The sequence below is a fragment of the Klebsiella sp. PK18 genome (assembly GCF_057784655.1).
Window position 1 is genome coordinate 981,122 of record NZ_CM173493.1, and the last position, 21,584, is coordinate 1,002,705.

Annotated in this window: 19 protein-coding genes; 13 read left to right on the forward strand and 6 right to left on the reverse strand. The window is 60.5% G+C overall.

Features of this window, described 5'->3' with window-relative positions; genetic code table 11:
* Positions 1 to 50: 50 nt before the first annotated feature.
* Positions 51 to 1,994: a sigma-54-dependent Fis family transcriptional regulator gene (locus AC3EMD_RS04900; protein ID WP_008806268.1), complete on the reverse strand. Its 1,944-nt coding sequence runs from the start codon at positions 1,992 to 1,994 to the stop codon at positions 51 to 53.
* Between the two features lie 77 nt (positions 1,995 to 2,071).
* On the opposite strand from AC3EMD_RS04900, the gene AC3EMD_RS04905 reads away from it, so the two are divergent.
* The 9 genes from AC3EMD_RS04905 to AC3EMD_RS04945 all read left to right on the forward strand — a co-directional run bounded on the left by AC3EMD_RS04905 (position 2,072) and on the right by AC3EMD_RS04945 (position 11,803).
* Positions 2,072 to 2,188: a hypothetical protein gene (locus tag AC3EMD_RS04905; RefSeq protein ID WP_046882366.1), complete on the forward strand. Its 117-nt coding sequence runs from the start codon at positions 2,072 to 2,074 to the stop codon at positions 2,186 to 2,188.
* Positions 2,189 to 2,265: 77 nt separating this feature from the next.
* Positions 2,266 to 3,438, forward strand: coding sequence for an FMNH2-dependent alkanesulfonate monooxygenase (gene ssuD, locus AC3EMD_RS04910; protein WP_302073961.1), 1,173 nt, complete (start codon positions 2,266 to 2,268; stop codon positions 3,436 to 3,438).
* A gap of 46 nt (positions 3,439 to 3,484) precedes the next feature.
* Entirely contained in the window at positions 3,485 to 4,885 is a 1,401-nt protein-coding gene (locus tag AC3EMD_RS04915; RefSeq protein ID WP_008806266.1) for an FAD/NAD(P)-binding protein, read from the forward strand.
* Between the two features lie 73 nt (positions 4,886 to 4,958).
* Positions 4,959 to 6,365 carry an LLM class flavin-dependent oxidoreductase gene (locus AC3EMD_RS04920; RefSeq protein WP_302073962.1) on the forward strand — a complete coding sequence of 469 codons (1,407 nt, stop codon included), beginning with the start codon at positions 4,959 to 4,961 and terminating at the stop codon, positions 6,363 to 6,365.
* Entirely contained in the window at positions 6,362 to 7,384 is a 1,023-nt protein-coding gene (locus tag AC3EMD_RS04925; protein ID WP_032733728.1) for a methionine ABC transporter ATP-binding protein, read from the forward strand. The genes AC3EMD_RS04920 and AC3EMD_RS04925 overlap by 4 nt, the downstream gene beginning before the upstream one ends.
* The gene (locus AC3EMD_RS04930; RefSeq protein ID WP_110184889.1) at positions 7,381 to 8,079 is read left to right on the forward strand and encodes a methionine ABC transporter permease; all 699 of its coding nucleotides are present in this window, start codon (positions 7,381 to 7,383) and stop codon (positions 8,077 to 8,079) included. Before AC3EMD_RS04925 ends, AC3EMD_RS04930 begins: the two co-directional genes overlap by 4 nt.
* On the forward strand, positions 8,076 to 8,954 hold the full coding sequence (locus AC3EMD_RS04935) for a MetQ/NlpA family ABC transporter substrate-binding protein (RefSeq protein WP_008806262.1): 879 nt from the start codon (positions 8,076 to 8,078) through the stop codon (positions 8,952 to 8,954). Before AC3EMD_RS04930 ends, AC3EMD_RS04935 begins: the two co-directional genes overlap by 4 nt.
* Positions 8,955 to 9,147: 193 nt before the next feature.
* Positions 9,148 to 10,569, forward strand: a complete 1,422-nt coding sequence (locus AC3EMD_RS04940; RefSeq protein WP_004151071.1) for an MFS transporter — start codon at positions 9,148 to 9,150, stop codon at positions 10,567 to 10,569.
* Positions 10,570 to 10,579: 10 nt separating this feature from the next.
* Positions 10,580 to 11,803 carry an acyl-CoA dehydrogenase family protein gene (locus AC3EMD_RS04945; RefSeq protein WP_016161727.1) on the forward strand — a complete coding sequence of 408 codons (1,224 nt, stop codon included), beginning with the start codon at positions 10,580 to 10,582 and terminating at the stop codon, positions 11,801 to 11,803.
* A gap of 45 nt (positions 11,804 to 11,848) precedes the next feature.
* Here AC3EMD_RS04945 and AC3EMD_RS04950 read toward each other — a convergent pair whose 3' ends face one another.
* From AC3EMD_RS04950 to queF, 5 genes are all read right to left on the reverse strand, one after another.
* Entirely contained in the window at positions 11,849 to 12,790 is a 942-nt protein-coding gene (locus AC3EMD_RS04950) for an aliphatic sulfonate ABC transporter substrate-binding protein (protein ID WP_002915261.1), read from the reverse strand.
* A 138-nt stretch (positions 12,791 to 12,928) separates the two neighbouring features.
* Positions 12,929 to 14,296, reverse strand: coding sequence for an L-serine ammonia-lyase (locus tag AC3EMD_RS04955; protein ID WP_012540721.1), 1,368 nt, complete (start codon positions 14,294 to 14,296; stop codon positions 12,929 to 12,931).
* Positions 14,297 to 14,361: 65 nt separating this feature from the next.
* Complete coding sequence (locus AC3EMD_RS04960; protein WP_302073964.1) at positions 14,362 to 15,651, reverse strand: HAAAP family serine/threonine permease; 1,290 nt, start codon at positions 15,649 to 15,651, stop codon at positions 14,362 to 14,364.
* Between the two features lie 509 nt (positions 15,652 to 16,160).
* Positions 16,161 to 17,528, reverse strand: coding sequence for a nucleotide 5'-monophosphate nucleosidase PpnN (gene ppnN / locus AC3EMD_RS04965; protein WP_008806258.1), 1,368 nt, complete (start codon positions 17,526 to 17,528; stop codon positions 16,161 to 16,163).
* Between the two features lie 111 nt (positions 17,529 to 17,639).
* Positions 17,640 to 18,485 carry an NADPH-dependent 7-cyano-7-deazaguanine reductase QueF gene (gene queF / locus AC3EMD_RS04970; RefSeq protein WP_044649723.1) on the reverse strand — a complete coding sequence of 282 codons (846 nt, stop codon included), beginning with the start codon at positions 18,483 to 18,485 and terminating at the stop codon, positions 17,640 to 17,642.
* A 68-nt stretch (positions 18,486 to 18,553) separates the two neighbouring features.
* Here queF and syd point away from each other — a divergent pair, with 68 nt between their 5' ends.
* The 4 genes from syd to AC3EMD_RS04990 all read left to right on the forward strand — a co-directional run bounded on the left by syd (position 18,554) and on the right by AC3EMD_RS04990 (position 21,303).
* Positions 18,554 to 19,099 carry a SecY-interacting protein gene (gene syd, locus AC3EMD_RS04975; protein ID WP_008806256.1) on the forward strand — a complete coding sequence of 182 codons (546 nt, stop codon included), beginning with the start codon at positions 18,554 to 18,556 and terminating at the stop codon, positions 19,097 to 19,099.
* 632 nt (positions 19,100 to 19,731) lie between these two features.
* Positions 19,732 to 20,061 carry a YqcC family protein gene (locus tag AC3EMD_RS04980; protein ID WP_008806255.1) on the forward strand — a complete coding sequence of 110 codons (330 nt, stop codon included), beginning with the start codon at positions 19,732 to 19,734 and terminating at the stop codon, positions 20,059 to 20,061.
* Positions 20,061 to 20,855 carry a tRNA pseudouridine(65) synthase TruC gene (gene truC, locus AC3EMD_RS04985; protein WP_218809503.1) on the forward strand — a complete coding sequence of 265 codons (795 nt, stop codon included), beginning with the start codon at positions 20,061 to 20,063 and terminating at the stop codon, positions 20,853 to 20,855. Before AC3EMD_RS04980 ends, truC begins: the two co-directional genes overlap by 1 nt.
* 4 nt (positions 20,856 to 20,859) lie before the next feature.
* Positions 20,860 to 21,303 carry a flavodoxin gene (locus AC3EMD_RS04990; RefSeq protein WP_008806253.1) on the forward strand — a complete coding sequence of 148 codons (444 nt, stop codon included), beginning with the start codon at positions 20,860 to 20,862 and terminating at the stop codon, positions 21,301 to 21,303.
* Positions 21,304 to 21,584: the final 281 nt, after the last annotated feature.

Here is a 21,584-nt window from a genome sequence, read left to right on the forward strand (position 1 = left end):
ATCGAGGCTATCTGCGCCTGAACAATCAGGAAGATAACGCGCAAATTTCGCTAACTGACCGCCATCAGCGGGCTGATGACGCCCGGCGCGGGTTCGCCGTACCACACCGCTTCGCGCACCGGGACCGGTTTGGCGATAAGCCCGAGGGCGTAAAAGCGATCGGCGATGGTCTGCTGGGCGCGGATCACCGACAGATCCATCGGCCGCGGGCGATGGCTGCGGCGGGCGAGGGCCATGCTCAGCGACCGGGCGTCAATCCCCAGCTCTGCCGAGAGTAAGCGGGCCGCTTCGCCACGATGCGAGTCGATAAACTGCCCGGTGTGGGTCAGCTCCGTCAACAGACGGCGCATGATATCGCCATGCTGAGCGAGGTAGTCCCGTCGCGAAAGATAAAACTGATGGTTGTTGACTCGTCCTTCGCCGCTGGCGACCACCCGCAGCTCGCCGGTGTGTTCGGCGTCGCTGAGCAGCGGGTCCCACATCATCCAGGCGTCAACCGCCAGGTAGTCGCTGGCGGTCAGCGGATATTTCGGCGGGGTATAGACCACCCGCACGTCGTTCAGACCCAGGCCGGCGTCCTCGAGGATCTGCAGCAGCAGCCAGTGGACATTCGACCCTTTATTGAGGGCGATGCGTTTACCGCGCAGATCGCTGAGCTGGCGAATGTCGCTCTCCTGCGGGACGACCATCGCCACGCTGCGCGGCGCCGGCGGCTCCCACGCCACGTACATCAGTTCGCTATTGCTGGCCTGGGCAAACACCGGCGGCGCTTCCCCGGTGGTGCCAAAGTCGATCTCGTTGCAGGCGAGGGCGTGGAGGAGCTGCGGTCCGGCAGGAAACTCACTCCACAGTACGTTGACGCCGAGGCTGGCGAAGGCGGTTTCCAGACTCTGACGGGCTTTCAGGATCCCGAGGCTGCCGAAGCGCTGGTAGCCAATGCGCAGTTCGCGATCGGCCCCGGCTGCGTTGGCGAACGCCCGCGGCGGCGCAGGCGGGCGGCGGCGGCTTTTGATCAGCCCGAGGTTAGCGAGCTGGGTGCGCAAGGTATGCCGACTGATCCCCAACAGCGCGGCCGCCTGGCTCTGGTTATCGTCGCAATGCGCCATGGCGTGGCGAATCAGGGCGCTGGTCACTCGCTGCCACAGCGGCTCGCCGGGAAGCGCCAGCTGGTGGCGAATAAAGTCGTCCAGTTCATGATCGCTCGCCGGCGCCGGGGCGTCGTTGAGCGTCGCCAGGCGCAGCTGGGCAGGACTGATCTCCTCTTCTTTACTGAGGAGCACCGCGTTGTGCAGGGTGTTTTCCAGCTCGCGAATATTGCCCGGCCACGAATAGTCCATCAGCCGGGCCAGTGATTCCGGCGCCAGACGCAGGGTTGGCCGCCCGAGGCGCCGGGCATAGAGTGATAAAAAGTGGTGCGCCAGCAGCGGGATATCCTGCCGACGCTGGCGCAGCGGCGGCAGCGGCACCACCGCGATATTCAGTCGATAGTAGAGATCCTCGCGAAAGCGGCGCTCGCGGATCGCCTGGGCCAGGTCGACGTGGGTGGCGGCAATCACCCGGACATTCACTTTAATCGCTTTGCGTGAGCCGACGCGGGTAATTTCACGCTCCTGCAGGACTCGCAGCAGCTTGACCTGCAGCGGCAGGCTTAATTCGCCGATCTCGTCCAACAGCAGCGTCCCCCCTTCCGCGGCTTCAAACCAGCCGGGCTGTCCCTGCTGCGCGCCGGTGAAGGCGCCTTTCTCATGGCCGAACAGTTCGGCTTCGGCGAGGCTCTCGGTCAGCGCGCCGCAGTTGACCGCCAGAAACGGCTGCTGGCGACGGGCGCTGTGATGATGGAGATAGCGGGCCACCACCTCCTTGCCGGTGCCGGTTTCGCCCACGATCAGCACGGTCGCCTCCGTTGGCGCGAGCTTGTCCAGCAGGCTCTGGAAGGCCTTCGACGCCGGGTCGATCAGCGCGGGAGCGGTGGAAGGGGATTCTGGGTTCAGCATAGCGGGCCTCCGATCGTTGACGCTCTGAACTTATCCTGCGGCGGCCGCAGAAACCAGAGGGGGAAGGCCCGCGGCTGTTGCAAATGCGCCAGCGGATGCGCGGCGGCTGCGCGATTTGCAACAGCGTGGCGCGGCGAAGCCGTTTTCAGTGCATTGATTTTAAAAGATTAATTTTTTATTCACCATTGGCATGATTATCGCTAACACTCATATAACCAAATTAAAACATCTCTTCGATAAATATCGGATATGGTTATATAGGAAATAGATAATGACGCAGCAAGCTCCCGACAAGATCAATGTCTTCTGGTTCTTACCTACCCATGGCGATGGCCGTTATCTGGGTACCACCGAGGGTGGACGCCCGGTCGATTTACCTTATCTGCAGCAGGTGGCGTTGGCGGCCGACAGTCTGGGCTACTACGGCGTGCTGATCCCCACCGGTAAAAGCTGTGAAGATTCGTGGCTGGTGGCCTCGGCGCTGGCGCCGTTGACCCGCCGTCTGCGCTATCTGGTGGCGGTCAGGCCGGGCCTGCAGCCGCCAACCCTGGCGGCACGGATGGCGGCCACCCTCGACCGTTTATCGGAAGGTCGGCTGCTGATCAACGTCGTTACCGGCGGCGACCCGGTGGAAAACAAAGGCGACGGTATCTTCCTCAGCCACAGCGAGCGCTATCAGGTGACCCGCGAATTTCTTGATGTTTACACCCGCCTGCTGCGCGGGGAAAAAGTGGACTATCACGGCGAGCATATTCACGTGGAAGGTGCTGAAGTGCTGTTCCCGCCGGTACAGGAGAATGGCCCGCCGCTCTATTTCGGCGGCTCTTCTGAGGCGGCCATTGATGTGGCGGCCGAGCAGATTGACAGCTATCTGACGTGGGGCGAACCCCCGGAACTGGTGGCGGAGAAGCTGGCGGTGGTGCGCGAGCGCGCCGCGGCCCGCGGACGCACCCTGCAGTACGGCATTCGTCTGCATGTGATTGTGCGCGAAACGGAAGAAGAGGCATGGGCCGCCGCCGACCGGCTGATCGCCCATCTTGACGACGATACCATTGCCCAGGCGCAAAAGATCTTCGCCCGCATGGACTCGGCCGGCCAGGCGCGGATGAGCGCCCTGCATCAGGGGTCGCGCGATAATCTGCGCATTGCGCCCAATCTGTGGGCCGGCGTCGGACTGGTGCGCGGCGGCGCGGGTACCGCGCTGGTAGGTAATCCGCAGCAGGTAGCGGAACGCATCCGCGAATATCAGACGCTCGGCATCAGCAACTTTATCTTCTCCGGCTACCCACATCTGGAAGAAGCGCACCGCTTTGCTGAGCTGGTGATGCCTCTGTTGCCGCTGGAAAACGCGGCCTCGTCGAAGGCGCGCAGCGTGAACACCGGTCCGTTTGGCGAAACCATCGGCGGCGATAAGCGCCCGGTGCGCCAGGTTAGCGCCAGCTGATGGCCCGGAGCGCGACCATGAGACAGCATACCGGAGGAGGGCAGCGATGAGTGCAGAACCGCATATCGTGATTATCGGCGGCGGCTTTAGCGGCGCGGCGGTGGCGATTGAGCTGCTGCGCCTGGCGCCGAACGGGGTGCGCGTGACGCTGCTGGAGCCGCGCCAGTCCCCCGGGGCCGGGGTGGCCTACTCCACTGCGGAGCCGACGCACCGGATTAACGTTCCGGCCGCTCGCATGCAGCTGGCCGGCGACGAAGAGGGCGCCTTCGATCATTGGTACCGCCATCAGCCTGCCTTTGCCGTCGATGCTCAGGCCCTGCGCCCGGACGGTTCCGTCTACCCTCAGCGCGGCCAGTTTGGTCGCTATGTGGCGCAGCGTTTTGCTGACGCCGCGGCGTCCAGCGGCGGACGGCTTCGCCACCTGCGCGATCGGGCGCTCGCTTTTCATCAGGGGACGGTGACCACCGACGGCGGCCTGCAGCTTAAGGCCGATCTGCTGGTGCTGGCGATCAGTCATCCACCGCCTTCGCTGCCGCCGCAGGCCGAAGCCTGGCGTCATCATCCGGCGCTGATTGCCAACCCGTGGCAGCCAGGCGCGCTCGATGCCATCGCCCCGCACGCCCGGGTGGCGGTGATGGGCACCGGATTAACCATGGCCGATACGGTCGCGACGCTGGACCGGCTGGGCCACCGCGGCAGTATCATCGCCTTTTCGCGCCATGGCCTGCTGTCGCGCGGCAACCTTAGCGGCACAGGGACAACCTGGCCCGGCGACTATCAGCAGGGCAGCCTGCGTCAGCGCCTGCGCCAGATCCGCCTCGACGTCGCGTATGCGGCGCAGCAGGGCCTGAGCTGGCAGGTGGTGCTGGATGCGGTTCGTCAACAGGGGCAGCGGATCTGGCAGGCGCTCAGCGTCGCCGATCGCCAGCGTTTTCTGCGCCATCTGCGCCATTACTGGGATGTCCACCGCTACCGCGTGGCGCCGCAGGTCGCCGAGGTGCTGGAGGCGCGCCAGCGCACGGGCAGTCTGCAGGTGCAGGCGGCCAGGCTACTGTCGATAAGCGGTGAAGGCGAAACGCTGCGACTGACGCTGGCGCGGCGCGGCGGCGGCGGTGTGCAAACGCTGAGCGTCGATCACCTGATCCTGACCACCGGACCCGCACACCGCGCCCTGACCGACAGCCAGCCATTTTTACAGGACCTCGCCCGCCGCGGCCTGATTCGCGCCGATGCCCTCGGCATGGGTCTGGAGGTGGACAGCCGTTCCCGGGCAGTGGCTGAGCCGCACGTTGAGGCGCCGCCGGTGCTGGTGGCCGGTCCGGCCGCCCGCGGGCGTTTTGGCGAACTGATGGGCCTGCCGCAGGTAGCCGACCATGCCGCCGACGTGGCGGCGCAAGCGTTACTCACGCTCGGGATCCCGCAGGACTCCCGATGTCCTGCGTACTGAATTCCTCTCTTTCTTTTCCCTGATTCATTTTGCCGCGTGCGCCCCGGCGACGGGCCGCGCTATGGAGATTGCTATGTCATCACAACGTGAAATTCGTCTTAACGCTTTCGATATGAACTGCGTCGGCCATCAGTCGCCGGGCCTGTGGGCGCATCCCCGGGATCGCTCCTGGCAGTATAAAGATCTGGAGTACTGGGTGGATCTGGCGCGGCTGCTGGAGCGCGGCAAGTTCGACGGGCTGTTTATCGCCGACGTGCTGGGGATCTATGACGTACTGAACGGCAGCGGCGACGCGGCGATCCGCCAGGCGACGCAGGTTCCGGTCAACGATCCGCTGGCACTGATCACCCCGATGGCGCTGGTGACGGAGCATCTGGGCTTCGGCCTGACCGCCTCGCTGTCGTTTGAGCATCCTTACCCCTTCGCTCGTCGTCTGTCGACGCTCGATCATCTGACCAAAGGGCGGGTGGGCTGGAATATCGTCACCTCCTATCTGGAGAGCGGGGCGCGCAATATCGGCCAGCAGACTCAGACCGACCATGACACCCGCTATGACTATGCCGATGAGTATTTGCAGGTGATCTACAAACTGCTGGAGGGAAGCTGGGAGGACGGGGCGGTGCTGCGCGACAGAGAGCGGAAGATCTTCAGCGATCCGCGGAAAATCCATCCCATTAACCATCAGGGACAGTTCTTTTCCGTGCCGGGGATCCACCTCTGCGAGCCATCCCCGCAGCGCACGCCGGTGCTGTATCAGGCGGGGGCGTCCAGCCGCGGCAAACAGTTCGCCGCCGGCCATGCCGAATGCGTCTTCGTCGCAGCGCCGTCGAAGGTGCTGCTGAAGAAGACGGTGGCGGATATTCGCCGCCGGGCAGTTGAGGCGGGGCGCGATCCGCACAGCATCCTGATCTTCAACCTGCAGACGGTGATTATCGGCGACACCGACCGCGAGGCGCAGGCGAAGTGGCAGGAATATAAGCAGTACGTCAGCTATGAAGGCGCGCTGGCGCTGCTCTCCGGCTGGACGGGGATCGATTTCGGCCAGTATCAGCCGGATCAGGTGCTGAAGTATCTGCACACCAACGCCATTCAGTCGGCGGTGGAGGCCTTTTCGACCGCTGATCCGAACCGCCAGTGGACGGTGCAGGCCCTGGCCGATTGGGCGGGGATCGGCGGCTTCGGTCCGCTGGTGGTTGGCAGCGCGCAAACCGTGGCGGACGAACTGCAGTCCTGGGTCGAAGAGACGGACGTCGATGGCTTTAACCTCGCCTATGCCGTCACTCACGAAACCTTCCGCGACGTCGTCGAGCAGCTGGTGCCTGAGCTGCAAAAGCGCGGCGTCTTTAAGCAGGAGTACCGCGAGGGGACCCTGCGCGAAAAACTGTTCGGCGCCGGCCCGCGTCTGGCCGCGCCTCACCCGGGCGCCAGCTACCGCCGCGATGCGCGCACGGCGGCATCGGTAGAGGAGAAGGTGACATGATCGCTATTGATGACCTGCATAAAAGTTACCGCACGGCGGATGGCCGGCTCAGCGCGGTGCTGAAAGGGCTGTCGCTGCAGGTGCCTGAGCGCTCCATCACCGCGGTGGTGGGGCCGAGCGGCGCCGGTAAATCAACCCTGGCGCGCTGCATCAGCCTGCTGGAGCAACCGGACAGCGGCAGCATTCGTATCAATGGCCAGGATCTGTCGGCGCTGTCCGGCGAGGCGCTGCGCCGGGAACGGCGGGCGATTGGCACCGTTTTCCAGTCTTCGGCGCTGTTGAGCCGCAGGACCGCCTGGGAGAATGTCGCCCTACCGCTGGCGTGGCTGGGTGTGGTGGAGCGCGATATCAAGGCGCGGGTTGGCGAGCTGCTGGAGAGCGTCGGCCTGAGCCACAAAGCGGATGCCTGGCCGGCCCAGCTCTCAGGCGGCCAGCGCCAGCGGATCGGCATTGCCCGCGCGCTGGCGCTGCGCCCGTCCGTTCTGCTGGCGGATGAAGCCACCTCCGGCCTCGATCCTCAGGCCACGGCCTCGGTGCTGGCTCTGCTCAAGCGGCTGCGTGACGAGTACCAGCTGGCGATCGTCCTGATCACCCATGAAATGGACGCGGTGCGCACGGCGGCGGATGCGGTGGCGGAGATCCGCGACGGGACGATCGTCCAGTACGGGCGGATCGAAGATCTGCTGGCGCGTCCCGATTCTCTGCTCGGCCAGCAGCTGTTGCCGCTGACGCCGGCGGCAGCGGCCCACAGCGATCTGCTGCTGCGTCTGAGCTACCGCTGGGATGTGCCGGTGGCCACCGACTGGATCAGCCGCCTGAGCCAGCAGTGGGCGCTGCAGATCGATCTCCTTGGCGGTCACGTCGAGGTGATTAATGGTCGGCTGGCCGGTCGCCTGCAGGCCGGAGTGCGCTTTCAGGGCGAACGCCTGTCGCCCGCGCGACTGCAGGGCCTGCTGGCGCAGCTCGGCATAACGGCGGAGATCCTCGACAGCGCGCCGTTGCTCAGGGAGGCGGTATGAAACCGACAGTCATCAGCCAGGATACCCCCTGGGGCGAAATCCCTTCGCTGCTGCTCCCCGCCTATGGCGAAACCTGGCTTATGGTGGCCATTGTGATGCTGTTTGTCGTCACGCTGGGGGGGCTGGTGGGGGGGGTGTTGTTTAACGCCTCGCCGCGGGGCTTATTTCCGCACGCGCTGCTGTACCGGCTGCTGAACTGGGTGGTCAATATGGGACGTTCGCTGCCGTTTCTGGTGCTGATGGCCGCTATTATCCCGTTCACTTACTGGCTGACCGGCACCACGATTGGCATCCCCGCCGCGGTAGTGCCGATGATCGCCGCCGGCGTCCCGTTCTTTGGCCGTCTGGTGGAGAACGCGCTGCGCGAGTTGCCGGCGGAGGTCACCGCAGTGGGGGTCGTCTGCGGCGGGTCGCGCTGGCAAATCATTGCCAGCGCGCAGCTCAGTGAAGCCTTGCCCGCGCTGGTGGCGGCGGTGACGCTGAACCTGGTCTCGATGATTGAGTATTCGGCTATCGCCGGGACCATCGGCGCCGGCGGCATCGGCTACCTGGCCGTGGTGTACGGCTATCAGCGCTTCGACAACCACATCATGATCGCGACGATCGTTGCCCTGATCGCCACGATCCAGTTGATTCAATTTTTGGGTGACCGTCTGGTCAACCGTTTACGCCACACGCAGGGGAACCTTGTATGACAACAGAGCAATTTGAGTTACGTAAAGCGCGGCGCTGGCCCTGGCTGGCGGCGCTGGCGGTGATTATCCTGCTCGCCATCGCCTTCTGGTGGTGGCGGGGACATACCCAAAGCCAGCAGGTGGTCTTCGGCAGCACGTTAAAAATTCACTACGAGCCGGCGATGGCCGGCGAGCAGCGGATCATTGAGTATATTAATCAGCATATTGCGCCCGATTACGGTCTGAAACTGGAGGCGGTGGGGGTGCAGGATCCGGTCCAGGCTGACCGCGCGGTAGCGGAAGGACAGTATGCCGGGACGATCTATCAGCATCAGTGGTGGCTTAAACAGGTGGTGGACGCTAACGGCTTTGCGCTGTCGACCACGGTGCCGGTGTTCCAGTGGGCGTTTGGCATCTATTCCGACCGCTACTCGTCGGTACAGGCGTTGCCCAACGGCGCGACCATTGTCGTGCCTGACGATGGCGCCAATCAGGGGCAGGCCCTGTGGCTGCTCCAGCGCATTGGGTTGATCTCGCTCGACCCGGCGGTGGAGCCGCGTACGGCGAAGCTGAAAAATATTGTCGGTAACCCGCATCAGTTTGTCTTTAAAGAGCTGGATCTGCTGACCATGCCGCGGGCGTTAAATTCGGTGGATGCCGCCATCGGCTATGTCTCGCAATTTGACGCCGGGAAAGTGCCGCGTGAGAAAGGCATATTATTCCCGCCGGCGCCGCGCACCTTTGCTTCGCAATTAGTGATTGGTACACCGTATTTATCGCAGGAAAATATCGTCAAATTAAAACAGGCTTTTTCTGACCCGCGGATCCAGACGTGGTTACAAACCACCGATGACCCGCTGGTAAAAGACGTATTAGTTCCAGTGTCCGCGGAATAAGCGTCCTGCACGACGTCTATTTTCGTTGTTATTTATTTCCCTTGAGGATGCGCGAAAGCGCGTCCTTTTTGTGCTGGTAATATTTATTAACTTATTGATTATATTGATTTTTATAGAATGATTTGTTGTTTTGATTCTCGTCGCGCGCGGTCTATAACCGCTGATGACCTGCACAAAATAATAAGGTGAAAAAATGAGTACATTACCAGTGGATAATCCCGGTATCGCTTCGGTACCGGTCAGTAGCGTCGGGGATGTGGCGCGGCTAATTAATTCCGGCAAGGAACAAGCGAAATATGCGCGGATGATTGTCTTCCTCGCGCTGGGGGGCGTTTTTCTCGACGCATATGACTTAACCACGCTCTCCTACGGTATTGATGACGTTGTACGTGAATTTCAGCTCTCACCGCTGCTGACCGGCCTGGTGACTTCGTCCATTATGGTCGGGACTATCGTCGGCAATATTATCGGCGGCTGGCTGACCGATAAATATGGTCGCTATTCGGTTTTTATGGCCGATATGTTCTTTTTCGTGATTTCGGCTATCGCCGCCGGGCTGGCGCCGAACGTCTGGGTGTTGATTGGCGCCCGCTTCCTGATGGGCATCGGCGTTGGCATCGACCTGCCGGTAGCGATGTCCTATCTGGCCGAGTTTTCCCGCTTTGCCGGCAAAGGCAACAAAGCGGCTCGCCTCGCGGCGTGGTGCCCGATGTGGTACGCCGCCTCAACCGTCTGCTTTCTCATTATCTTCGGCCTCTATTTCCTGCTGCCGCAGGAGCATCTTGACTGGCTGTGGCGCGCCTCCCTGCTGTTCGGCGCCGTGCCGGCACTGCTGATTATTGCCGTCCGCAGTCGATTTATGAATGAATCCCCGCTGTGGGCGGCGAACCAGGGCGATCTGACCTCTGCAGTGCGTATTTTACGCGACTCCTGGGGGATCCATGCCCATGAGGTCCCGGCGGCGAAGCCCGCGCCCGCGCCGAAAGTGAGCTTCCGCGTGCTGTTCGAAAAACCCTACCGCGAGCGGACTATCGTCGCCGGGGTGATGAATATCTGTATCTCCTTCGAGTACACGGCGATTGCCTTTTTCCTGCCGTCAATTCTTGCCCAGTTCCTCGGGGCTGGCGTCTTCGAAACTATTTCGGCATCGCTGGGGCTGAACGCCCTGTTTGCTTTTACCGGCGGGCTGCTCGGTATGCATCTGGCGTGGAAATATCCTTCGCGTCATGTGGCGATAGCCGGCTTCGCCCTGCAGTTTGTGGCGCTGATTGTGCTGGCGCTGGTGGGGCAACCGCACGCGACGGCAGGTATCGTGCTGGCTATCGCGATGCTGGGGCTGTGGCTGTTCGCCGAAGGGTTTGGCCCGGGGGCGCAGCTGATGATCTACCCGGCGCTCTCCTATCCTACTGCCATTCGCGCCACTGGGGTCGGTTTCAGCCGGGCGCTCTCCGGGATCGGCAGCGCGCTGGCGTTGTTTATTCTGCCGCTGCTGCAGGCCTCCCTCGGCACGCAGATGTTCTGGGTGGTCTCGCTTGCCGCCATTATTCCCATTTTCTTCCTGCTGGCGGTCCGTCATGAACCGACGCGAGAAGATATCGACGCACTCCATGAATAAGGAACTGACAATGACCCTGCTCTCCACTGGCACCGATTATGACGCGCTGGCGGCCGCCTTCCGCCCGATATTCACCCGTATCGCCCAGGGCGCTGCGGAGCGCGAACAGCAGCGCATTCTGCCCGATGAGCCGATCCGCTGGCTGAAAGAAGCGGGCTTCGGCACGCTGCGTATCCCGCGCGAGAAGGGCGGCTGGGGCGCTTCGCTGCCGCAGCTCAGCGCGCTGCTGATCGAGCTGGCGCAAGCGGACTCTAACCTGCCGCAGGCCCTGCGCGCGCACTTTGCCTTTGTGGAAGATCAGCTGAATCAGCCGGATTCCGCCGGGCGCGACCGCTGGTTTCGTCGCTTCCTCGACGGTGAGCTGGTGGGCAGCGGCTGGACCGAGATCGGCGCGGTTAAGCTGGGAGAGGTGAACACCAGAGTGACGCCGACAGAGGGCGGCTGGCGACTCGACGGCGAGAAGTTTTACAGCACCGGCGCGCTGTACGCCGACTGGATCGATGTGTTTGCCCGGCGCAGTGATACCGCCGGCGATGTGATAGCCCTGGTCAGCACCCAGCAGACCGGCGTGGCGCGGGAAGATGACTGGGATGGCTTTGGCCAGCGGCTGACCGGCAGCGGGACCACCCGCTTTACCGGCGCTCGGGTGGAAACCGAACATGTCTATGATTTTGCCCAGCGCTTTCGCTATCAGACCGCCTTCTACCAGCATGTGCTGCTGGCGACCCTCGCGGGCATTGGCCTGGCGGTTGAGCGGGATGCCGCGCAGGGCGTCAAACATCGCTCCCGGATGTACAGCCACGGCAACGCCGCCGTGCCGCGCGATGACGCTCAGGTTCTGCAGGTCGTTGGGCAGATCAGCAGCTGGGCATGGGCGACCCGGGCCGCGGTCCTGCAGGCTGCGGAATCGCTGCAGCAGGCCTATGTGGCGCACGTCAGCGACGACGAAGCGCTGATCGCCCGGCGTAACCAGCTGGCGGAAGTGGAAGCGGCGCAGGCGCAGGTGATCGCCAGCGACTGGATCCCGCGGGCGGCGACGGAGCTGTTTAATGCCCTCGGGGCGTCGGATACGCGAACTCGCCTTGCGCTGGATCGCCACTGGCGCAATGCGCGGACGGTTGCCTCGCATAATCCGGTGATTTATAAGGCACGTAATATCGGTAACTGGCTGGTGAACGGTGAAGCGCCCACCTTTATCTGGCAGATAGGCAATGGTGAGAAAACGGCGGGGTAAGCCTGTCGGCGACGGGAGGCGCAGTGCTTCCCGTCGTCAGGAAAATCAAGGTTTATCCAGCGACCAGGTGGCGCTGCGCACGTCGACTTTCACCGGCAGCAGGCCGATGCGCGTAAAGGTATCCGCCAGCGCCTGCTGTTCGTTATACACCGCCGGGGTCATGCGTTCGGCACCGTAGGGCAGGCGGGCCAGAGTCTTCAGCCAGATGGCTTTATCCAGTCCGGTTGAGGTCGACAGCAGCCCGGCGGCCTCGTCCTGATGGCTGTTCGCCCACGCGCTGAGTTTACCCAGCTCATCCACCACCTGCTTTGCTGTCTCCGGGTAGGTATCTGCAAACTTGCGGCTGGCGAGATAGAAGGTGTAGTGCGGCACCAGCCCCTCGGCATTGCGGATCTGTCGGGCTTTCGCGTTGGTTTCCACTTCTGCGAGGAACGGATCCCAGATCACCCACGCATCAATCGCCCCGCGCTGGAAAGCGGCGCGGGCATCCGCCGGCGGCAGATAGACCGGGGTGATGTCTTTATAGCTGAGGCCCGCTTTTTCCAGTGCGGCAACCAGCAGGTAGTTGACGTCAGACCCCTTGTTCAACCCCACGCGCTTGCCCTTCAGGTCGGCCACGCTGTGGATTGCCGACTGTTCAGGCACCACAATCGCTTCCGTTTTCGGGTTAGCGGGGGAATGGGCAAGGTAGACCAGATCGGCTTGCGCCGCCTGGGCAAAGGCCGGAGGCGCATCGCCGGTCGCGGCCAGATCGATACTACCGACGTTCAGCCCCTCCAGCATTTGCGGTCCGGCGGGGAATTCGACCCAGCGTACGGCAATACCCTGTTTTTTCAGGCTCTCATCCAGCGTGCCGCGATACTTCAGCAGCGCGAAGATATTCGCCTTTTGATAGCCGATGTTGACGGTTTCCGGCGCTTTGGCCAGCGCGGAGGTAGAGAGGGCGGCGAGGACCAGCAGCCAGGCGGGGCGGAATCGGTTGGACATTGTCTGTTCTCCTTAGCGGTTTTGCGTAAGGTAACAAACAGCGCTTATAACCATTAAATAACTAAAATTTTATTGATATAACAAAAAGAGTTGTTCAGGACGATGACCCGACACGCCGACGCGTGCCGGGTCTGAGGATTAATCGCAGGCGACGATCTTCATCGCCAGGCCACCGCGAGAGGTTTCCCGGTACTTGGCGTTCATGTCTTTACCGGTTTCGTACATGGTCTCGATCACTTTATCGAGGCAGACGCGCGGCTCGCTGGTCCGGCGCAGCGCCATTCGCGCGGCGTTGACCGCTTTCACGGCGGCGATAGCGTTGCGTTCGATACACGGCACCTGCACCTGGCCGGCAACCGGGTCGCAGGTCAGGCCGAGGTTATGCTCCATGGCGATCTCTGCCGCGATGCACACCTGACCCGGACTACCGCCCAGCAGTTCCGCCAGACCGGCCGCCGCCATCGAGCAGGCGACGCCCACTTCACCCTGGCAGCCGACTTCGGCGCCGGAGATTGACGCGTTCATCTTATACAGCGAACCAATCGCGCTGGCGACCAGCATATAGCGGGCCAGAGAGTTGCTGTTCACCTTGCGGATAAACTTGTCGTAGTAGGCCAGCACCGCCGGCACGATACCGCAGGCGCCGTTGGTTGGCGCGGTAACGACCCGGCCACCGGCGGCGTTCTCTTCGTTCACCGCCAGGGCGAACATATTGATCCAGTCGACCACCGCCATCGGATCGCTGTTGGTGGTGTCCTGACTCACCAGCATGCGGCGCAGCGCGGCGGCCCGGCGCGGCACGCGCAGTTTGCCCGGCAGAACGCCTTCGGTGGTGATGCCGCGTTCGATACCGGCGCTCATCACTTCCCATACCGCGGCAAAGTGTTGCTCCAGCGCTTCTTTGCTGTGCAGCGCCAGTTCGTTCTGCATCATCAGCCCAGAGAGCGACAGCCCGGTTTCACGGCAGTGACGCTGCAGGTCGGCGGCGTTTTTATAAGGGTAAGGAACCGCAACCGGCGCATCGGCGATCTGGCCGAAGTGCGCTTCGTCGACGATAAAGCCGCCGCCGATAGAGTAATACGTCTGGCTGTAGATCACCTTGTCACCGGCCAGGGCGGTAATGCGCATGCCGTTCTCATGCAGCGACAGGTTGTCGGCATGGAAATTCATGCACTGATCGACCGGGAAGTCCACTTCGTGCTGACCGTTGGCCAGCATCAGGCGGCCATGGGTGTTAACGTCCTGAATAAATCCCGGAATGGCGTCGATGTCGACGGTGTCCGGCAGGTTGCCGGCGAGTCCCATGATAATCGCGATGTCGGTATGGTGGCCTTTACCGGTCAGGGAGAGGGAGCCATAGACGTCGACGACGACTTTGCTGACGTCGGCCAGCAGGCCGCGTGCGATCAGATCGTCAGTGAATTGTTTGCCCGCTTTCATCGGTCCAACGGTATGGGAGCTGGAAGGGCCAATGCCGATTTTAAAGATATCGAATACGCTGATCATATGTATTCCCGTGCTGTCGGAAAGCGCGCCGCCGTTAAGCGGCGCGGGGGGAGGTATTGACTGAATTAGCTGAACAGCGAGTAGAAGATCGCGGAGATGGCAATCAGACCCATAATCACCACGAAGACGTTGCTGATATGGCCGCTGTATTTACGCATCGCCGGCACTTTCTGAATCGCGTACATCGGCATCAGGAACAGGATCATCGCGATAATCGGGCCGCCAAGGGTCTCGATCATCCCGAGGATGCTCGGGTTCAGCGTCGCCACAATCCAGGTGGTCACCAGCATGAACAGCGCGGTCAGCTTGTTCAGTTTGTTGACTTCGATAGATTTGCCTTTACTGCGCAGGGATTTAATCACCATGCCGTTAAAGCCTTCGCGGGCGCCCAGATAGTGGCCGAGGAAGGATTTGGTGATGGCGATCATCGCGATGATCGGTGCCATCCAGGCGATAACCGGCGCGTTAAAGTGGTTTGCCAGGTAAGACAGAATCGAGATGTTCTGCTCTTTCGCCGCCGCCAGGTCCGCCGGAGAGAGGCTCAGGACGCAGCTGAATACGAAGAACATCACGGTCAGCACCATCATAATGTGAGCGCGGGCCAGGATGCTGGAGCATTTCTTCTCGGCGCCTGCGCCGTACTCTTCACGCTTGGCCACCGCGAAGGAGGAGATGATCGGCGAGTGGTTGAAGGAGAAGACCATCACCGGGATCGCCAGCCACAGGGTCATCAGCAGGCCATTGCCGGTTGCGGAGGCGTTGCTCAGGGAGAGCGTCTCCAGCGCCGCGCCGTTCCACTGCGGGATCAGGTACAGCGCCAGAATCATCAGGGCGATAACGAACGGGAACACCAGGATGCTCATCGCTTTCACAATCATCTGCTCACCGAAACGCACGATGGTCATCATACCGACGATCAGGATCAGCGACAGAATGGCGCGCGGCGGCGGCGTCATGTGCAGCTGGTGCGCCATGAAGGTTTCGACGGTGTTAGTGATCGCCACGCTGTACACCAGCAGGATCGGGTAGATAGCAAAGAAGTAGAGCAGGGTAATCAGCTTCCCTGCGCCTACGCCGAAGTGTTCTTCCACCACTTCGGTGATGTCTTCGCCCGGGTTTTTCCCGGAGAGGACGAAGCGAGTCATACCGCGGTGAGCGAAGAAGGTCATCGGGAAGGCCAGAATCGCCATGATAATCAGGGGGATCATGCCGCCGACGCCGGCGTTGATCGGCAGGAACAAGACGCCCGCGCCGATCGCTGTACCGTACAGGCCCAGCATCCACATGGTGTCGGTTTTACGCCATCCGCTGCGGGTTTCGCCCGAAACGATGGTGCTGGTTTGAGTGGTTTCCATCTGTATCTCCTGGAGGAATCAACAAAATCTAATGAACAAATACAATTGCGTAACATGAAATTCGTTTAATTACGGTTTTTTTAGAAATTTTCTCCGTAATAATTGGGCCGGAAAGATACATTTATATGGTTTATGCATCAGTGATCGCGATCTCAAATGCAATAATCCACTTTCAATGTGCGTATTTTTAGTCCAACAGCCTGTTTCTGGTGATCAGCCAGCGATTTGTGGCGCGCAGGCTACCATTTGCAGCATATGAGATAAAAGCGGAGCGGCGTAATAACGAGGGATTTACTGTAAAAAAGAGATGTAGTCGACGTTTTTGCGCTTAAAACCATTTTTTGCAGTGATAATTGTCGCAGTTTTTACCAACGCAAACGATTGGCTATGTAGAAATGATTCAGGTGACTGAATAATAACAGAAAGGTTTTTAGCGTGTTCTGGAAGTCAGAGGAAGAGAGCCCGCCGGGGGCAGGCTGTAGAAGATACCCCGGCGGGAGAGTGAGAAATCAGGCGATGATTTCGTAGCAAGGAATATAGGCGGTGCCGCCCGGCAGTTTCATACGATGCTGGGCGACGAAGCCCTGCAGCAGATCGTCCATCCGGCGCATCATCTCCGGATCGCCATGCAGCTTGTAAGGACCGTACTGCTCAATGGCCTGGATGCCCACCTCTTTGACGTTACCCGCGACAATCCCGGAGAAGGCGCGACGCAGGTCGGCGGCCAGCACTTCCACCGGTTGGTCCGGGGAGAGCTTGAGATTGGCCATGTTTTCATGGGTCGGATCAAACGGCATCTGCAGGTCCGGCGAGATGCGAATCGACCAGTTGAAGCTGTAGGCGTCATCGGTCTCGCGACGGCTCTCTTTCACCAGCGGCATCGCTTTTTTCATCTGCCGCGCCACTTCCGCCGGATCGTCGATGATGATCCGATAGTGACGACGGGCGGACTCGCCCAGAGTATGGGTGATAAACTCGTCCAGCACGCGGAAGTAGTCGGCGCTCTCTTTCGGTCCGGTGAGGATCAGCGGCAGCACCTGCGCTTTGTTCTCCGGATGCATCAGAATACCCAGCAGATAGAGCAGCTCTTCGGCAGTGCCGACGCCGCCCGGGAAGATAATGATCCCGTGGGCGATGCGCACGAAGGCTTCCAGACGCTTTTCGATATCCGGCATGATGATCAGTTCGTTGACCAGCGGGTTCGGCGGTTCTGCGGCAATGATGGACGGTTCGGTCATGCCGATAAAGCGGCTGTCTTTGTAGCGCTGCTGCGCGTGGCCGACGGCGGCGCCTTTCATCGGGGCCTCCATTGCGCCAGGCCCGCAGCCGGTGCAGATGTTCAGTTCGCGCAGTCCCAACTGCGTACCGACGCGGCGGGCGTAGAGATATTCGTTTTCATTAATGGAGTGACCGCCCCAGCAGACGATCATGTTCGGTGCTTCGCCGACGTGCAGCGCGCGGGCGTTGCGCAGGATCGAAAACACCAGGTTGGTGATATGGACCGAACTTTCCAGATCGAGGTTCGGGAAGCGAACGGTATTGTGGATCTGGCCGTAAACGAACAGGATATCGCGCAGCACGGCGAACAGGTTGGCCTGCAGGGAACGGATAATACGCCCGTCAACGAAAGCCTCTTCCGGCGGGTTGATCAGTTCCAGCTTCACGCCACGTTCGCGACGCAGCACGTTAATATCGAAGTTTTCAAAACGGGAGAGCAGCTCCTTGCTGTTATCGGTCAGGCTCCCCGAGTTAAGCACAGCAAGCGAGCAGTTGCGAAAGAGTTGATACAGGTCACTGCTGGCGGTGCGCTTAAGCATATCCACTTCCAGCTGCGACAGCATATCCATTGAACCAAGCGGGCTAACATGTGTAATCAAGTGAACTCCTTACAGGACGCTTATGGTCTTCCTGTGATTACAATAGCCCTGCGAGCGGCGTTTCCACAACCTTGCGCGCGCCTAAACGCACGCATATTGTGAAATTATTTATTATTGTCGGGCGAGGCGGCCAGTGGCGGGGGAAAAGTCGCCGTTGCTGCGCCAGGGGTTGATATCCAGACCGCCGCGTCGCGTATAGCGGGCGTAAACGGAAAGCGATTCCGGCTGGCAGAAACGGAGAATATCGTTAAAGATGCGCTCGACGCACTGCTCATGGAATTCGTTATGATGGCGGAATGAGACCAGATAGCGCAGGAGCTGCTCGCGGTCGATTTTCGCCCCCCGATACTGGATCTGTACCGAGCCCCAGTCCGGCTGGTGGGTGATCAGGCAGTTGGATTTCAGCAGATGGCTGACCAGCGTCTCTTCCACGATTTTGCCGCTGGCGGCGCCCTGCAGATAGTCGGCGCTGAACTGATAGTTATCGATCTCGATATCCTGATCGTCGATGCAGGCGCCGTGCAGGTGGGCAATCGGCTGGCCTTCCAGTTCATCCAGCCGATACAGCGCCACCTTGACCTCGCCCTGCGCGCAGGCGCTCAGATCGCGGGTCAGCGTCTCTGCAACGTCCTGCCAGCTGGCGAAACGCGTCTGGTTAAAGCTGTTGAGATAGAGCTTAAAGCTTTTTGACTCCACCAGGTTGACGCTGGTGTCGGGCAGTTCGACGTGGCCGACGGCCACCTGCGGCAGGCCTTTGCCGTTCAGCCAGGAGAGTTCGTACAGCGTCCAAATATCGGCGCCGTGGAACGGTAGGTTATCGGCATGCAGGCCCAGCGGATCGCGGTTAAGGCTGCGCGGGACACCCTGCAGCAGCGAGGCGTCATAAGTATCGCGGTAATCGGTTGATTTACCGAGCGTCAGGCCGGCCAGCGCCTGATGATTATCGTAAGAAGACATGTTTCACCATAGTAAAGCGGGTACACTATCTCTCCAGTGTATCCTGTCTAACGTGAAGAGAGAAACCGGTGGACCATCAGACCGCAGAAGCGCTGCGCGCTTTTACCCAACGTTACTGCGCCGCCTGGCAGCAACAGCGCAACAGCCTGCCGCGCAGTGAAGAGCTTTACGGCGTTCCGTCGCCTTGCGTCGTTGATACCCAGGGCGAAGCCGTATTCTGGCAGCCGCAGCCGTTTTCGCTGGCGCAAAATATCAGCGCGGTTGAACGCGCCCTGGATATTGTGGTACAACAGCCGCTTCATTCTTATTATACCACTCAGTTTGCCGGCGACATGACCGGCCGGTTTGCCGACGAAACGCTGACGCTGCTGCAGACCTGGAGTGAAGAGGATTTCCAGCGGGTGCAGGAAAACTTAATCGGGCACCTGGTGGTACAGAAGCGCTTGAAGCTGGCGCCGACGCTGTTTATCGCCACCCTCGAGAGTGAACGGGATGTGATTTCCGTCTGTAATCTCAGCGGCGAGGTGATCAAAGAGACCCTCGGCACCGCCAAACGCATCACGCTTTCCCCCTCGCTTGCGAGTTTCCTCAGCCACCTTGAGCCGGTTCTGTAATCCAGTCTACCTGGTCGTTTGTGAGAGATCTCTTACAAAACCTGTAAGAGATCGTCATCATTTAAGGCAAATTTAATCCCTTCTTTTTTTTATAAGTCATTGGTATCAAATCAGATCTTAATTTTTTCGTCCTTTTGAGTGGGGACTAATCTTAAGAGATTGTCTCAAGAAGGGTTGTAAGACGAGGCAGAATCAGTGATCCTATGTCTGTCGACAGGAAGTCGCGAAATGAAGCGAACATCAGGATGATGGCGCTTCTGCAGGACCCGCCAGGATGGCGTTGCAAGGACAGGCTTCAGGATGAAGCAAGGATAACGCAGGAACGCGTAATGGACACCTCCAGGATGGAGAACGAGAGCCGCTCAGGATGAACGGTGGATCAGGAAGATCGGGACAAACTTAAGGATAAGTCATTTCGCATCGGGGTGGTGTGAAAGCAGGATGCGCGAGTTTATGGATGAACATTGGTCAGGAGACCTCAGGAAAAGTTTTCAAGGACGAGCAGGGAGCACCAATGTAGCGGGAATGCTGCAAAACGAACCGGGAGCACTGTTTATACAGTGCTCCCTTTTTTTATTTCTTCTGCGGATTTGCTATCCTGCGCCCGGTTTTTAACTCATCGAGGTTTCCCCATGACTCTTCATGATAGCGTGCGCGATCGCCTGCGCGCCATTGAAGCCCTGCTGCGCGAAACAGAGCACTGGCAGGCGACGGCGCCGGACAGCAGCGCCTTCGCCAGCGATAAGCCGTTTTGCCTGGATACCCTGGAGCCGCTGGAGTGGCTGCAGTGGGTCCTGATCCCGCGTATGCACCAGCTGCTGGAGAGCGGTCAGCCGCTGCCGCAAAATTTTGCCGTTGCGCCTTATTACGAGATGGCTCTGGATCAGGCCCACCCGGTCCGCGAATCCATGCTGGCGGAACTTCTGCTGTTAGACGCGCTGTTTGCCGGTGAGCAGGCCTGATGCTGGAGATTATCTACCAGGACGACTGGCTGGTGGCGGTCAATAAACCCTCGGGCTGGCTGGTGCATCGCAGCTGGCTCGATCGCGACGAGAAAGTGGTGGTGATGCAGACCGTGCGCGACCAGATTGGCCAGCACGTTTTTACCGCTCATCGTCTCGACCGGCCCACCTCCGGCGTCCTGCTGATGGGGCTGTCGAGCGAGGCGGGCCGCCTGCTGGCGCAGCAATTTGAACAGCATCAGATCCAGAAGCGCTACCATGCGATCGTCCGCGGCTGGCTGATGGACGAAGCGCTGCTGGATTACCCGCTGGTGGAAGAGCTGGATAAAATCGCCGATAAATTTGCTCGTGAGGACAAAGATCCGCAGCCGGCGGTGACCCACTACTGCGGCCTGGCGACGGTGGAGATGCCGGTGGCAACCGGGCGTTATCCCACCACTCGCTACGGGCTGGTGGAACTGGAGCCGAAAACCGGCCGCAAGCACCAGCTGCGCCGCCATCTTGCTCATCTGCGTCATCCGATCCTTGGCGACAGCAAGCACGGCGATCTGCGGCAAAACCGCAGCGCCGCAGAACATTTCGGCTGTCACCGCCTGATGCTGCACGCCAGCGAGCTGTCGTTGACCCATCCTTTTACCGGCGAGCCTCTGACCCTGCGCGCTGGTTTTGACGAGGTCTGGATGCGCGCCCTGTCGCAGTTTGGCTGGCGCGGGCTTCTCCCGCTAAATGAAAGGGTTGAGTTTGCCGACGACTGCGGTCAGGATGAAGGGAATAAGGTCAATCCAGGGAGATAATAGCATGGCGGAAGTCGGAATTTTTGTCGGCACCATGTACGGCAACTCGCTGCTGGTCGCGGAAGAAGCGGAAGCGATCCTCAGCGGACTGGGACACAAGGCAACCGTGTACGAGGATCCGCAGGTCAACGACTGGGAATCCTATACGGGTAAATATGTGCTGGTGGTCACCTCCACCACCGGGCAGGGCGATCTGCCGGACAGCATTGTTCCGCTGTATGAGGGGATGAAAGATATGTATCAGCCCCATCTGCGCTACGGCATTATCGCGCTCGGCGACAGCACCTATGCTAACTTTTGCGGCGGCGGGCTGAAGTTCGACCAGCTACTGCAGGAGCAGGGCGCGAAGCGCATCGGCGAGATGCTGAAGATTGACGCCAGCGAAGACCCGGAGCCGGAGAGCGTCTCCAATCCGTGGGTTGAGCAGTGGGCCACCCTGCTCGAATAAAAGCGCTGCCCTCTCCCTACGCAGAGGGCGCTCTTTCAATACGTCGCGGCCAGATACGCGGACGTCAAAATGGTAGCGCGTTCCTGGCGCCACGCCTTTAGGCAAACGCCACAATATCCTTAGCAATATCATGGCTTAAGCCAGCCAGTTTCACCGGGTCAAGTGAGGTATTTCACACTCCGGCCCTTTTTGCTGTGCTTTGCGGCTCCAGCGGCGCTGGTTTTTCATTTCCGTGAACTTCCCCCCATTCTTTCAGGCATTCGCCACAAACCACCTGCAAT